Annotated in this window: 15 protein-coding genes; 2 read left to right on the top strand and 13 right to left on the bottom strand. The window is 70.9% G+C overall.

Annotated features, from left to right (window positions below):
• Positions 1–33: 33 nt before the first annotated feature.
• The 9 genes from miaB to murJ all read right to left on the bottom strand — a co-directional run bounded on the left by miaB (position 34) and on the right by murJ (position 8204).
• The gene (miaB, locus tag ACO07Z_RS11555) at positions 34–1458 is read right to left on the bottom strand and encodes a tRNA (N6-isopentenyl adenosine(37)-C2)-methylthiotransferase MiaB (RefSeq protein WP_421698858.1); all 1425 of its coding nucleotides are present in this window, start codon (positions 1456–1458) and stop codon (positions 34–36) included.
• A gap of 261 nt (positions 1459–1719) precedes the next feature.
• Positions 1720–2493 (bottom strand): lysophospholipid acyltransferase family protein, encoded by a 774-nt coding sequence (locus ACO07Z_RS11550; RefSeq protein ID WP_421698857.1) that lies wholly within the window; start codon positions 2491–2493, stop codon positions 1720–1722.
• A gap of 4 nt (positions 2494–2497) precedes the next feature.
• Entirely contained in the window at positions 2498–2926 is a 429-nt protein-coding gene (locus tag ACO07Z_RS11545) for a Fur family transcriptional regulator (protein WP_244379872.1), read from the bottom strand.
• A gap of 93 nt (positions 2927–3019) precedes the next feature.
• Positions 3020–3526, bottom strand: a complete 507-nt coding sequence (locus ACO07Z_RS11540; protein WP_421698856.1) for a GNAT family N-acetyltransferase — start codon at positions 3524–3526, stop codon at positions 3020–3022.
• Positions 3523–4206, bottom strand: coding sequence for a tRNA (adenosine(37)-N6)-threonylcarbamoyltransferase complex dimerization subunit type 1 TsaB (tsaB, locus tag ACO07Z_RS11535; RefSeq protein WP_421698855.1), 684 nt, complete (start codon positions 4204–4206; stop codon positions 3523–3525). The genes ACO07Z_RS11540 and tsaB overlap by 4 nt, the downstream gene beginning before the upstream one ends.
• 87 nt (positions 4207–4293) lie before the next feature.
• A complete protein-coding gene (locus ACO07Z_RS11530; RefSeq protein ID WP_244379869.1) occupies positions 4294–4848 on the bottom strand; it encodes a NifU family protein in 555 nt (184 codons plus the stop codon).
• A gap of 121 nt (positions 4849–4969) precedes the next feature.
• Positions 4970–5467, bottom strand: coding sequence for a universal stress protein (locus ACO07Z_RS11525; protein ID WP_421698854.1), 498 nt, complete (start codon positions 5465–5467; stop codon positions 4970–4972).
• Positions 5468–5500: 33 nt separating this feature from the next.
• Entirely contained in the window at positions 5501–6532 is a 1032-nt protein-coding gene (gene trpS, locus ACO07Z_RS11520; RefSeq protein ID WP_307018778.1) for a tryptophan--tRNA ligase, read from the bottom strand.
• Positions 6533–6653: 121 nt separating this feature from the next.
• Positions 6654–8204: a murein biosynthesis integral membrane protein MurJ gene (gene murJ / locus ACO07Z_RS11515; RefSeq protein WP_421698853.1), complete on the bottom strand. Its 1551-nt coding sequence runs from the start codon at positions 8202–8204 to the stop codon at positions 6654–6656.
• 151 nt (positions 8205–8355) lie between these two features.
• On the opposite strand from murJ, the gene ACO07Z_RS11510 reads away from it, so the two are divergent.
• Positions 8356–9354, top strand: coding sequence for an adenosine kinase (locus ACO07Z_RS11510; RefSeq protein ID WP_421698852.1), 999 nt, complete (start codon positions 8356–8358; stop codon positions 9352–9354).
• 158 nt (positions 9355–9512) lie between these two features.
• Here ACO07Z_RS11510 and ACO07Z_RS11505 read toward each other — a convergent pair whose 3' ends face one another.
• From ACO07Z_RS11505 to ACO07Z_RS11490, 4 genes are read right to left on the bottom strand one after another with little or no spacing between them, the layout of a single operon-like run.
• Positions 9513–10250 carry a DUF2076 domain-containing protein gene (locus ACO07Z_RS11505; protein WP_421698851.1) on the bottom strand — a complete coding sequence of 246 codons (738 nt, stop codon included), beginning with the start codon at positions 10248–10250 and terminating at the stop codon, positions 9513–9515.
• Positions 10251–10278: 28 nt separating this feature from the next.
• Complete coding sequence (locus tag ACO07Z_RS11500; protein ID WP_421698850.1) at positions 10279–10998, bottom strand: Bax inhibitor-1/YccA family protein; 720 nt, start codon at positions 10996–10998, stop codon at positions 10279–10281.
• A 29-nt stretch (positions 10999–11027) separates the two neighbouring features.
• Positions 11028–11828 (bottom strand): anti-sigma factor family protein, encoded by an 801-nt coding sequence (locus ACO07Z_RS11495; protein ID WP_421698849.1) that lies wholly within the window; start codon positions 11826–11828, stop codon positions 11028–11030.
• Positions 11812–12402, bottom strand: coding sequence for a sigma-70 family RNA polymerase sigma factor (locus ACO07Z_RS11490; protein ID WP_421698848.1), 591 nt, complete (start codon positions 12400–12402; stop codon positions 11812–11814). Before ACO07Z_RS11490 ends, ACO07Z_RS11495 begins: the two co-directional genes overlap by 17 nt.
• A gap of 250 nt (positions 12403–12652) precedes the next feature.
• Between ACO07Z_RS11490 and ACO07Z_RS11485 the strand changes: the two genes are divergently transcribed.
• Positions 12653–13876, top strand: a complete 1224-nt coding sequence (locus tag ACO07Z_RS11485) for a M20 aminoacylase family protein (RefSeq protein ID WP_421698847.1) — start codon at positions 12653–12655, stop codon at positions 13874–13876.
• The last annotated feature ends 5 nt before the right edge of the window (positions 13877–13881 follow it).

The raw sequence follows: 13881 nt of genomic DNA, 5'->3' as shown, positions 1-13881 counted from the left end.
CGCTACCAGATCCGCTACCAGGTCGACGCACGCTCACGCCTCCAGTTTTTCGCCCTGCCCGATGAAACGCGATTCGCGCGCCGGTCGTTCACCAAAAAACTCGCCGCCGCAGATGTCGCCCGAAAGACTCTTGGTGCTGACCTCGCGCACTTCCACCTGCGCCAGCGTGCCGATGGCCTCAAGCGGGGCCTCGACGACGACGGATTGCAAATAGGGCGAGCGGCCGATCAACTGGCCGGGGAAGCGGCCGGGCTTTTCCAGCAGGATGTCGAAGCGCCGGCCGCGGCAGGCGGCGTCGAACGCCGCTTTCTGCCGGTCGAGCAGCGCCTGCAGCGCATGGATGCGCTCGGACTTCGCCGCTTCCGGCACCTGCTCGCCCATGGCCGCCGCCGGCGTGCCGGGGCGCGAAGAATATTTGAACGAGAAGGCGGAGGCGAAGCCCACGCGCTCCACAAGGTCCATCGTGTCCGCGAAATCGGCCTCGCTCTCGCCGGGGAAGCCGACGATGAAATCCGAGGAGAAGGCGATATCCGGCCGGGCCGCGCGCACGCGGGCGACGATGTCGAAGAACAGTTCGCGGTCGTGCTTGCGGTTCATCGCCGCCAGCACCCGGTTGGAGCCGGACTGCACCGGCAGGTGCAGATAGGGCATCAGCGCCGGCAGCTCGCGATGGGCGGCGATCAGTTCGTCATCCATGTCGCGCGGGTGGCTGGTGGTGTAGCGCACGCGGGCGATGCCCGGCACCTCGGCGATGCGGCGCACCAGCTCGGGCAGGTTCGCGGTGCGGCCGGCGGCGTCGACGCCGTGATAGGCGTTGACGTTCTGGCCGATCAGCGTCACCTCGCGCACCCCGGCCTCGGCGAGGCGGATCACCTCGTCGAGAATTTTGGGCAGCGGGCGCGAGACTTCCGCCCCGCGTGTATAGGGCACGACGCAGAAGGTGCAGAACTTGTCGCAGCCTTCCTGCACCGTGACAAAGGCGGTGGGGCCGCGCTTGGCGATCGCCGCCGGGGTCGGCGGGGGCAAGAAGTCGAACTTGTCCTCGACCGGGAATTCGGTCTCGACGATGCCGGCGTGCCGGTTATGGCCGCGCCGCGCGGCGTCGGCCAGAAGTTCGGGCAGCTTGTGGTAGCTCTGCGGGCCGACGACGAGGTCGACGCCACGCGCGCGCTTGAGGATTTCGCCGCCTTCCGCCTGCGCGACGCAGCCGGCAACCGCCACCATCTGCCGGCGGCCGGCTTCTTCCTGCGCCTTCTTCAACCGGCCGAGCTCGGAATAGACCTTCTCGGCGGCCTTCTCGCGGATATGGCAGGTGTTGAGGATGACCAGATCGGCGTCGTCCGGGCTGTCGGTTTCGACATAGCCCTCTTTCGCCAGCGTGTCCGTCATGCGCTGGGCGTCATAGACGTTCATCTGGCAGCCGAAGGAGCGGACGTAGAGCTTGCGCGTATCACTCATTGCGTGTCGATCGACCCGTGCCGGTGGCCCACAGGGAGCCGCGCGGCGTCTTGCGTTGGAAAGCCGAGGGCGCGGTGGGCGCGTTCCCGCAAGGCGCCCTCGTTGCTCGCCGCTCGTTCCCACCTCGGTCGACTGCAGGTCGAGATCGTCCACGTCTCCGCGATTGACGCCTATGCCCCTGTGTAGCGGGATTTGCGCGAAAAGGAAATGCGCGGCAGGGACGGCCGTAGGGGCAGGCGGCGTGAATTTCCGCCGTTTTCCTCAAGTCTGGCGCCCGTTCAGCGCCTGCGCCAGCAGCTGGCGCACCGCGCGCTCGGCCTCCTGCGCCGCCGCCTTGCGGCCGCTCGCGGCCAGCGGCGCGCCGAAGCGCAGCTCCACCTCGACGCCGCCGCGCCGCAGCACCTCCATCAGATGCGGCGCGAGGTCCATGTCGCCATACCAGGCGAGGTGCGGGCGACCGGCGCGGCCGACCGGCAGGCCGGAGAGGCCGACATAGGCGATGGCGAGGGGCTGGATGGCGGCCATCGCGCCTTCCACCTCGCCCATTCCCTGGCGGGCGGCACCGATCAGCGCCGAGCGGAAGGGCAGCACCCGGTTGCCGTCGCTCGACGTGCCCTCGGCGAACAGCACCACCGGGTCGCCGTCATTCATCCGCGCCGCCATCTCGCCCGCCACCCGCCCCGTCGCCGTGCGGGAGGTGCGGTCGACGAAGATGGTCCGCTGGAGCTTCGCCAGCAGGCCGATGCCCGGCCAGCGCGCCACCTCGCTCTTGGCGACGAAGCACAGCGGCAGGCGCGAGCCCAGCACCAGAATGTCGAGCCAGGACACATGGTTGGCAACGATGAGCAGCGGCCGCGCGGGCGCCGGCGCGCCGACCACCCGCACCCGCACGCCGATGAGGGCCAGCACGAGGCGGTGATAGAGCACGGGAATCGTTCGCCGCGTCGGCAGCCGCAGCGCCACCGAGAGCCATTGCAGGGGAATGCCGAGCAGCGTGACGAGCACGACCGGCACGATCACCAGCCACGCCCGCACGGCTTCAGTCCTTCTTGGGGTCGAGCGGCACGCCGTAAAGCTCCAGGCGGTGGCCGACGAGGCGGTAGCCAAGCTTGCGGGCGATCTCTTCCTGCAGCTGCTCGATCTCCTCGGAGCGGAACTCCACCACCGTGCCGTTGCGCAGATCGATGAGATGGTCGTGATGCTCGTCCGGCACCGGCTCATAGCGCGAGCGGCCGTCGCGGAAATCATGACGGGCGATGATGCCGGCATCCTCGAACAGCTTCACCGTGCGGTAGACGGTGGAGATGGAGATGCGGTCGTCCACGGCGACGGCGCGGCGGTGCAGTTCCTCGACATCGGGATGGTCCTGCGCTTCCGCGATGATGCGAGCGATCACCCGGCGCTGGTCGGTCATCCGCAACCCCAGCGTGACGCAGGCTTCCTCGATCGCGGTCGGCTTGTCGTTCATTCCTCGGCCTGTTTCCTTCAGCCCGCAACCATCGGTGCATTCCCGCCCGCTCCGCCTTATGGCGCAGCGATGCGGGCGAGGGCAATGGTTTCCTCAGGCGATGTCCCGCCGCATGGTGAGCGCGGCCACCGGCGCGCCGGCACCATTGCGATAATAGCCCGGGCGGCGGCCGATCTCGCGAAAGCCAGTGCGGGCATAGAGCTTCAACGCGGCCGCGTTACCGTCCTCGACTTCGAGAAACACGGTGCGGTAGCCCTCCGCCGCCAGCGTGCCGAAGGCGGCTTCCACCAGCCGGCGGCCGAGCCCGGCGCCGCGCCGGCGGCTGTCCACCGCCACGGAGAGAATCTCCATCTCCGGCGCCACCCCGCTCAGCAGGATGAACCCGACCGGCGTGCCGCCGGGGCCATCGGTGGCCACCAATCCGCGCGTCAGCCGGTTGGCGATCAGTCGCTCGAACTCGGCCGCGTCCCAGCCGATGCGGAAGGATTGGGCGTGCAGCCGGGCCAGCGCCTCGGCATCGCCGGCCCGCATGGCGCGCAGCGTCGCCTCGCCGGGGCGGGCGCGGGTCATCCAGTCGAGCCAAGTCGGCAGCCGGCTCATCGCCGGGCGATCCGCCCGCCGGTCTGCGGCTTGGCGTCGGCGTCGCGCAGATAAAGCGGCTTGGGCTCGGAACGGGCGGGATCGGCGACGCTGGCGATCCGCGCCAGCCACACCGGGTCCGGCGTCGCGGTGGCGCGCACCTCCAGCGGCGGCTGCGCGCCCATCGGCCAGGCATCGACCAACAGGCCGGCGCCGGAACCGACCAGCCGCACCGGCCCGTTGGCCACCGAGCGCGCCGCATCCTTCGCCGCCATGGCGCGCGGGCTCACCAGCACCCGGCCGGCGGGGCCGATCATCTGCAGATAGACATTGCCGTGGCGGGCATCGATGGCGGCGGCCACCGGAACCGCATCGTCGCGCGCCAGTAGCGGAGCGGCGAGCACGGTCAGCGTCGGCAGGCCGAGCACCGGCTTGCCGGTGGCGAGGCCGAAGCCGCGCGCCGCCGATAGGCCCACCCGCAGGCCGGTGAAGCTCCCCGGTCCGACGGTGACGGCGAAAAGATCGATATCGGTGAAGGCCGCCCCGGAGGCGCTCATCACCCGCTCCACCATCGGGATCAGCGATTCGGCATGGCCGCGCGCCATGACGACATGTTCCATCGCCCGCGTCGCGTCGGTGTCCATGTCGTGCAGGGCCGCCGAACAGGCGTCGAGCGCGGTGTCGATGGCGAGGATCAGCATGGGCCAGAATCAGCAGGGTGGAACGCGGTCATCGTCCCACCATGCACCTGCGCGCGCCCCTATGGAAAGGGCGCGCCCGCGCCGGTGTCAGACCGGGCGCACTTCCACCACGTCGGGAACGAAGTGGCGGAGCAGGTTCTCGATGCCGTTCTTCAGCGTCGCGGTGGAGGAGGGGCAGCCGGCGCAGGAGCCCTTCATGGCGAGGAACACCACGCCGTCCTTGTAGCCGCGGAAGGTGATGTCGCCGCCATCATTGGCCACCGCCGGGCGCACGCGGGTGTCGATCAGCTCGCGGATGGTGTCGACCAGCCCGGCATCCTTGGCCTCGAAGAAGGCGTCGTCGGCGGTGTGCGCATGGTCCTCGGGCAGGATCGGCTGGCCGGAGACGAAATGCTCCATGATGGCGCCGAGAATGGCCGGCTTGAGATGCGCCCACTCGCCCTGCGCCTTGGTGACGGTGACGAAATCCGAGCCGAAGAATACGCCGGTGACGCCGGGCACCTCGAACAGGCGCACCGCCAGCGGCGAGCGGGCGGCCTCCTCGGCGTCGCGCGCCTCGAACGTGCCGTCGCCGAGCACGGAACGGCCGGGCAGGAACTTCAGCGTGGCGGGATTGGGGGTGGCTTCGGTCTGGATGAACATGTCGGTCTCCTTGCCAACCGGGGTTCAAGGCCGCGGCGACGGGGGAATGTGCACTTTAGATAAGCTCTCACCGGCGCGAGGGGAAGGGCGTCGCAGCGCCGCGCGTGCTTACGCCGCTCGCCTAGGCCAGCGCGTCGATCTCGCTGTCGGAGAGCGCGCCCGGCACCAGGGTAACGGGCACCGGCAGGCTCGCCCACAGGCCCTTGGCCAGCGAGGCGATGAGCGGTCCCGGCCCTTCCTTGCCGGTGCCGGCAGCGAGCACGAGGATGGCGATGTCCTCATCCTCCTCGATGACGGCGAGGATCTGCTCGGCCACCACACCTTCGCGCACCACCCGCTCGCTGTCGACGCCGGCAATGCCGTGGGCCCGGGCGGAGAGCAGATCGAGCCGCGCCTCGGCCTTGTCGGTCGCTTCCGCCCGCATCAGGTCGGCGACGCCGAGCCACTGGCTCGGCGCCTCTTCCAGCTGCAGCACGGCGAGCAGCACCACGGCGCCGCCGGTGCGCGCCGCGCGCCGCGCCGCGTAATAGAGCGCGCGGTCGCATTCCGGCGTGTCGTCCGCCAGCACGAGGAACTTCCGGCGGTGGCCGGGCTCATGGCTTTGGCGCCGGCGCGGCATGGGCTCCCTCCGGGCGAATGCAACCGGCGAAGGCTAGCGCACGAAGCCGACGATGTCGCGCACGCTCGCCATGGTGGCATCCGCCAGCGCGCGGGCGCGGGCGGCGCCGTCGCGCAGGATGGCGTCGATATGGTCCGGCTCGGCCACCAAACGCTGCATCTCCGCCCCGATCGGCCCGAGCTTGGCCACGGCGAGGTCGACCAGCGCCGCCTTGAAGGTGGAGAACTGCCCGCCGCCGAACTGGGCGAGCACCTCTTCCTTCGCGACATTGGCGAGGGCGGCATAGATGCCGACCAGATTCTCCGCCTCCGGCCGGCCCTTCAGCCCTTCCGCCTCGGAGGGCAGCGGCTCAGGATCGGTCTTGGCCTTGCGGATCTTCGAGGCGATGAGGTCGGCATCGTCGGTGAGGTTGATGCGCGAGAGGTCGGACGGGTCCGATTTCGACATCTTCTTGGCGCCGTCGCGCAGGCTCATCACCCGCGCCGCCGGCCCGCCGATGAGGGGCTCGGGTAGCGGGAAGAACGCCTCGCCCAGCCCGTTGGCGGCGATGGAGGGGCCGAAATCATTATTGAACTTCTGCGCGATGTCGCGGGTCAGCTCCAGATGCTGCTTCTGGTCCTCGCCAACAGGCACATGGGTGGCGCGGTAGAGCAGAATGTCGGCGGCCATCAGGTTCGGATAGGCGTAAAGGCCCACCGAGGCGTTCTCGCGGTCCTTGCCGGCCTTTTCCTTGAACTGGGTCATGCGGTTGAGCCAGCCGAGGCGCGCCACGCAGTTGAACACCCAGGCCAGCTCGGCATGGCCGGAGACCTGGCTCTGGTTGAACACGATGTGCTTGGTCGGGTCGATGCCGGCGGCGATGAAAGCGGCGGTGACCTCGCGGATCTGCCGCTTCAGGTCGGCCGGATCCTGCCACACCGTGATCGCGTGCATGTCGACCACGCAATAAAGGCAATCATGGCTGTCCTGCAGCGCGACGAAGCGCTGGATGGCGCCGAGATAATTGCCGAGATGCAGGTTTCCGGTCGGCTGGACGCCGGAAAACACGAGCGGCTTGAATTCCATGTCGGAGCGTCCTGTGGTCTGCGCCCTGCCGTGCCGCGGGAATGCCCCCGGCGCGGGGGCGCTATGGCACGCATGACCCGCAGGGGCAAGCATCTTCAACGCCCGCGCGCCTCTTGCGCGATCAGCGGCGCAGGCCCGCCCGCAGCGCGGTCAGTTCGATACCGCCGAGCGCCAGCGCCAGCGAGGCATAGACCGCGCCGCCGAGCGCCACCAGCCCGGTCAGCGCCCCGGCGGCGGCGAGCCCGCCCTGGGCCAGCAGGCCCTCGCAGGCGATGCGCGCCAGCAGCACCGCCCCCGCCATGCCGAGCGCGGCCAGGCTGAGCCGCAGCAGCTGCCGGCGGACGGGTTTCCCCAGCACCACCAGCCGCCGGCGGCCGAGGCCGATACCAAGCCCGGCGAGGGCGACGAGGCTGGAGACCAGCACCCCCAGCGCCGGCCCCGCCATGCCGAGCGCCCCCACGCTGAGAAAGCCCGCCAGCGCACCCAGCGGGAGTGCGGCCAGGCTGGCGAGGGTGACGAGCCGTGGCAGGCCGCACGCGAAGGCAATGGCGATCAGCACCTTCTCCAGCGCCTGCGCCGGCAGGGTCAGCGCCAGCAAGGTGAGGGCCGTGGCGGTGAGTTCGCTCGCCTGCGGATCGAAGGCGCCGCGCTGGAACAGCACCACCACGATGGGGTGGGCCAGCACGGCAAGCCCGAGCGCGGCCGGCAGCGAGAGCGCCAGCGCGGCGATGAGGCCGCCGGCCCCGAGCGCGGTCGGGCCGAAGCCGGGTTCCTCCGCCGGGCCGCGCCCATGCGCCAGCGCCGGCAGCAGCACCGCCCCGGCGCTGGCGCCGACCAGCCCGAGCGGCAATTCGACCAGCCGTGTGGCGTAGAACAGCGCGGCGACGCCGCCGCTAAGGCCGGAGGCCGCCGCCGAGGCGATGAGAAAGCGCAGCTGCGGCAGGGCGGCGGCCAGCAGCGGTGTCGCCGAACCGGCGAGCAGCGGCAGCGCCGCCTTGAGGTTTGCCGGCGCTAGGGTGAGGCGGACAAAGCCGGGCGGCAGGGCGGCGGCGTTCAGCACGACCTGCGTCAGCGCCCCCGCCACCACGCCGGCCGCCAGCCAGATGAGCGCGGCGGACGCGCTGATCGTGTGCGCGCCGGAGAGCCACAGCAGCACGAGCAAGGCGATCACCGCGACATTGGCCGCAGCCGGCGCCATGGCCGGCCTGGCGAAGCGGCCGGCTGCGTTGGCGAAGGCGGCGAACACCCCGGCGAGCAAGGCGAGCGGCAGGCAGATCACGGTGAGCCGCCCGGCCAGCACCGCGCCCGCCGCGCGCGGCCCGTCGGCGGCAAAGCCCGGCGCCAGCACGCTCACCACAGCCGGCATGAACAGGAACAGAAGCCCCGCGACCAGCAGTCCGGCGAGGGCGAACACAACCACCACCGCCCCGGCCAGCGCCCGGCGCGCCGGTGCGTCCTCCGTCCGCGCCAGGGCCGGCAGCAGCGCGGCGTTCAGCGCCCCCTCGCCGAGCAGCCGGCGGGCGATCTGCGGCACGGCGAGGCCGGCGACAGAGGCTTCCGCCACCAGCCCGGTGCCGAACAGCGCCGCTACCCCGGCGTCGCGGGCGAAGCCGAGCACGCGCGAGGTCAGGGTGAGCAAAGCGACGGTGGAGGCGTGGCGGAGCAGGGCCATGGGCTAGCCATAGTCGGCCCGCGCCCGGAGGGGAAGCGGGCCGGGCTGTCGCGCGCCCTCGCCCGGCGGCAAGCGTTGCGGGACGGCCGCCCGTCTGCTACCGCGTGACCCACCTTCATCCCCGGCAGACCCTTGCGGAGAAACGCCGTCCATGACCGTCCCCCAGCTCGATGTGATCGGCTTCGGCAACGCCATCGTCGACGTGATTTCCCGCACCGAGGACGGCTTCCTCGACCGTCACGGCATGCGCAAGGGCGGCATGACGCTGATCGACCAAGAGCGCGCCGAAGCGGTCTATGGCGCCATGGGGCCAGGGGTGGAGATATCAGGCGGCTCGGCCGCCAATTCCATGGTCGGCATCGCCGCGCTCGGCGGCAAGGCCGGCTTCATCGGCAAGGTGCGCGACGATGAATTGGGCGGCATCTTCGCCCATGACATCCGCGCCGCCGGCGTCGCCTATGCCACGCCCGCCGCGACCACCGGTCCCACCACGGCCCGCTGCCTCATTCTGGTGACGCCCGATGGCGAGCGCACCATGAACACCTATCTCGGCGCGGCGCAGGACCTTTCCCCCGCCGATGTCGATGCGGCCATGGTGGCGGGGGCGAAGGTGACCTATCTCGAAGGCTATCTCTGGGACCCGCCGCCGGCGAAGGAGGCCTTCCTCAAGGCCGCCGCCATCGCGCATGAGGCCGGGCGCACCGTGTCGCTCACCTTGTCCGACGCCTTCTGTGTCGGGCGCTACCGGGCGGAATTCCTGAATCTCCTGCGCGCCGGCACGGTCGATCTCGTCTTCGCCAATGAGGCGGAGCTGATGTCGCTCTACGAGACCGATTTCGACGCTGCCCTCGCCCAGCTGCGGCAGGAGGCGCGCCACGCCGTCGTCACCCGCAGCGAAAAGGGCGCGCTGGCGCTCATCGGCGGGGAGATGGTGTCGGTGCCGGCGTTTCCGGTGGCGAAGGTGGTGGACACCACAGGCGCGGGCGACCTGTTCGCCGCCGGCTATCTGCACGGCTTCGCCAAGGGCATGGCGGCGGGCGAGTGCCTCGCGCTCGGCGCGCTCTGCGCGGCCGAAATCATCAGCCATATCGGCGCCCGGCCGGAGCGTTCGCTGAAGGACTATGCCGGCGAGAACGGGCTGGGCGTTTAGCCGACAAAAAAGAACAGGCCGGTGAGGGGCCGGCCTGCAGGGAGTTGGGAAGTGTCCCCTGCCCCGGAGGGCAGGAGGCCGCTGGAACCCCGCCCGAAGGCGGGGGAAGCTGTCAGAGGCGAAGGCGGGCGGCGGGTTAAGCACGCCGCCCGGCGCGCTCAGAATTCGTCGCCGCCGCCGCCGAACCAGTCGCCGCCGCCGAAGAAGCCGCCATCATCCACGGCCCCGGCATCCTCGGCGCCGGTGTCCACCGGCTCGTCGGCCGCCGCCGGCTCCTCGGCTGGCGCTTCCGCCGGTGCCTCGGCCGCCTTGGCCTCGCTGCCGCCGAACATGCCGGCTATGGCGCTGCCGAGCAGCACGCCGCCGGCGACGCCCATCGCCGTCTGCGCCGCGCCGGCAAGGAAGCCGCCGCCACCGCCGCCGAAGCCCGGCCGGCCGAAACCGCCCGGCTGCGCGCCCGGGCCGCCGGGGGCGCCAGGCGCGCCCATGGGCTGGCCCGCCGCCGCGCCGGACTGCCAGGCCGGGGAAGCGCTGGCCGGAATGCCGCTGCCGCCCTCATAGCCGGCCGCGCTGCGCGGCATGGAGGGCACGCCGCTGCGCCGCGCCGGGGGCTGGCTGGAGCCGAACAGCCCGCCGAAGAGGCCGCCGCCGCTGGCGGGCTGTGCCGCCGTCTCCTGCGCCTGCCGCTCCAATTCCTCGATCCGCGCCTGCGCCTGCTGCAGGGCGTAGTCCTGCATCACGATGGTCTGCGCCATCAGATAGGGCGCGGCCGGCTGCTGGGCGATGCGCTGGGCGATGAAGCCCTCGGCCTGCGGGTCGCGCGGGCCGGACTGGCGCTCGGCCTCGGCCAGCTTGGCGAAGAGGCCGTCAATGGCCTGGCGATCCTGGTCGTTCATGGGTGCGTTCCCTTGGCGAAATGCCGCCTCACTCCCGCTCGCCGGTGAAATTCAGCAGAAGCTGGAAGATGTTGACGAAGTTGAGGTAGAGCGAGAAGGCGCCGAACACGGCGAGCTTCTGCTGCGACTCGGCGTCGAAATGGTCGGCGTATTGTTCCTTGATCGACTGGGTGTCCCAGGCGGTCAGGCCGACGAAGACGAGGATGCCGACCACGGAGACGATGAACTGCAGCATCGTCGAGCCGAGGAAGATGTTGACGAGGCTCGCGATCACCACGCCGATCAGGCCCATGATCAGGAACGAGCCGAACTGCGAGAGATCGCGCTTGGTGGTGTAGCCATAGAGGCTGGTGGCGCCGAACATCGTCGCGGCGATGAAGAAGGTGCGCGCGATCGAGGTGCCGGTGAACACCAGGAAGATCGAGGCCATGGACAGGCCCATCACCGCGCAGAACGCCCAGAACATGGTCTGCGCCGCGCTGCCCGACATGGACTGCATGCGGAACGAGAAGAACAGCACGAAGGCGAGCGGGGCCAGCATCACCACCCATTTCAGCGGGGTGGAGAAGATTGGCACATAGAGCGCCGGCGTGGTGCCGACGATGAAGGCCACGGCGCCGGTGAGCACGAGGCCGAGCGCCATGTAGTTGTAGACCCGCAGCATGTGGCGGCGCAGGCCCTCGTCATAGACGGCCTGGTCGACGCTCGCGGTGCGGGACCACTGGAAGCCGGAATTCGGCGTGTTCATGTCAGTCTCCTGATGCGGATCATCTGGGTTCAGTACAGCGTCCGGGCAAGGCGCGCGGCCGCCCGGTCGAGATCACGAGTGTCGGCGGAGGGGCCCGCCTGCGCGACCAGCGCATAGGCGACCTCGCCCACCTGCCAATAGGCGGCGGTCAGGCCGTCGCGCGGCACGGTGGTCGCCGGCACCACGTCGAAGCCGCCCGGCCGCACAGCGAACAGCGAGGCGGTGCCGATCTCTCCCGCCTCCACGGTCATTTCCACGCTGGGGCCGAAGGTGGAGGGAAACACCTGCACATCCGCCACCTTCCACCCGTCCGGCAAAGCCGGCATGACGATGGCGGTGGCGGCGCGGATTTCCAGCGGGTCGTAATGGCTGGCGCCCGGCTGCGAGGGCATGTCGGCGCGCACCATCGCGGTGCGGTGGGCGCGCAGCGCGTCTTCGAGATAGGCCGGCGGCAGGCCGGAAGCGACCACACGGCTGACGCCGAGATGGCCGAACTGGGCATTCGCCATCCAGCCGGCACCCACCAGCAGCGCCACCGTGGCGGCGATGCGCAGCCGCCGGGTCCAGCGGGCGCGGGCGAGCGCGCCCTGCAGCCGCCGCGCCGCTTCCGCCGTCGCCAGCCGCGCCGTCGCGGTGGAGGCGGCGCGCGGCGTCTCGGCCAGCGCGAGGCGCAGCTCGTCGCGGATGCGCAGGTCGCCCATCACCCGCGAGGCGGCGGCGGGATTGGCACTGAGATAGGCCTCGACATCGATGCGCCGCGCCACGCTGAGCTGGTCGTCGACATAGGCCTGCAGATCGTCGCCGGAGACGGGATCAACGGGTTGGCTCATCCGTACCTCCTACGATGCGCAGGCGCGACGGGCCTTCCCCCGCGCCGCCCTCTTCCATCGCCCGCAGCGTCGCGCGGGCACGCGACAGGCGGGACATCAGCGTGCCCTGCGGAATGCCGAGCGTGGCGGCGGCTTCGGCATAGCCGAGCCCCTCGATGGCGACGAGGTGCAGCGCCGCGCGCTGTTCCTCCGGCAGGGCCATGAAGGCGTCGCGCACCTGGGCGAGGCGCAGCCGGTGCTCCTGTGCCGGCGCGGCGCTGGTCTCCGCGAGGTCGAGGCTGTCGGCCTCGCGGCGCGCCTCGGCGACACGCGAGCGGCGGCGGTCGATGAACACATTGTGCAGCACCGAGAGCAGCCAGCCGCGCAGCGCGGCCCCGCGCGGTGCCGGCCCGCGCTCCGTCTTGCCGGGGGCGGCGCGCTCGGCATCGAAGCTGCCGCGCCGCTCATAGGCGCGCACCAGTGCGTCATGCACAAGGTCCTCGGCCTCGACATCGTCGCGCGTCAGCGAACGCGCATAGCGCCGCATGACGCCGAGCTGGGCCGGCACGTCGAAGGAGGTCTCGTCGCGCTTCATGTCCCGTATACGGGGCCGCTCCCGGCTTTCATCCCGCCATGTGCGGAAATTTTTGCGTCCGCTTCCGGCATAGCCTGTCATCAGGCGCGGGGCCGTTCACATCCACGCAAGCGCGGGCGGCCATGGGTGGCACCGCACCCATGCACAGGAAGGGGAGGCCCCCTTCCGTCCACGCGCTTGCGGCGGCGGGCCGGGCGGGCCTAACTGGCCGCCGCGCCGAGGGCCGGCGCCGCGTCGGCAGGGGATGGTGATGGTGCAGCAGGCGACAGGCGACGGCTTCGGCATCCTGCCCGACCTGGCCGCTCAGGCGGACGAACTGAGCCACTGGCGGCGCGCCTTGCACGCGATGCCGGAAACCGCCTTCGCGGAACACCGCACGTCGGCCTTCGTGGCGGATAAGCTGGAAAGCTTCGGCCTGCCGGTGCAGCGGGGCCTTGCCGGCACCGGGCTGGTGGCGACGCTCAAAGGCCGCCTCGGCGACGGCCCCGCCATCGGCCTGCGCGCGGATATGGACGCGCTCGACATTCATGAGGCGACCAACCTGCCCTGGCGTTCCGACACGCCGGGCAAGATGCACGCCTGCGGCCATGACGGGCACATGACCATGCTGCTCGCCGCCGCGCGGCATCTCAGCCAGAACCCGGATTTCGCCGGCACGGTGCATTTCATCTTCCAGCCGGCGGAGGAGAATGAGGGCGGCGGAAAGGTAATGGTCGACGAAGGGCTGTTCGACCGCTTTCCGATGCAGGCGGTTTACGGCCTGCACAACTGGCCGAACGCGCCCTTCGGCACGTTTCTCGGCCGGCCCGGCGCCATGTTCGCGGCCTTCGACATCTTCGAGGTCCGGGTGATCGGGCGCGGCGCTCATGCCGCCATGCCTCAGCGCGGCATCGACCCCGTGCTCACCGCCGCCCATATCGTCACCCAGCTGCAAGCCATCGTCGCCCGCGCGGTGAACCCGCAGGAGGCGGCGGTCGTCAGCGTCACGCAGATCCATGGCGGCGATACCTGGAACGTCATTCCCGACGACGTGGTGCTGCGCGGCACGGTGCGCAGCTTCGCCCCGGCGGTGCGCGATCTCGTGGAGGCGCGGCTGCGCGCCATTGTGGAAGGCGTGTGCGCCGCGCAGGGCGCGCGAGCGGACATCCGCTATGAGCGCCGCTATCCCCCGCTGGTGAATCACGACGCGCCGTTCGGTGACGCGCTGGCGGCGGCGCGGGCGACGGTGGGCGAGCAGGTCGACCCCGCTTTCGAGCCGATCATGGCGGCGGAGGATTTCGCCTACATGCTGGAAGCGGTGCCGGGCGCCTATCTCTGCCTCGCCAGCGGTCCCGGCCCGAACCTGCACAACGCCGCCTATGATTTCAACGACGCGCTGCTCCCGGTAGGCGCCAGCTACTGGGTGCATCTGGTGCGGCAGCGGCTCGCGCCGGCGGTGCCTGACGGGCGCGCGGGCGAGAGCGTGGGTGAGTGAGTTGA

Source organism: Ancylobacter sp. (genome assembly GCF_965229075.1).
In the GTDB taxonomy this organism is placed as follows: Bacteria; Pseudomonadota; Alphaproteobacteria; order Rhizobiales; family Xanthobacteraceae; genus Ancylobacter.
Note: the sequence above shows the minus strand (reverse complement) of the source record. Positions and strands in the feature narration are given on the sequence as shown.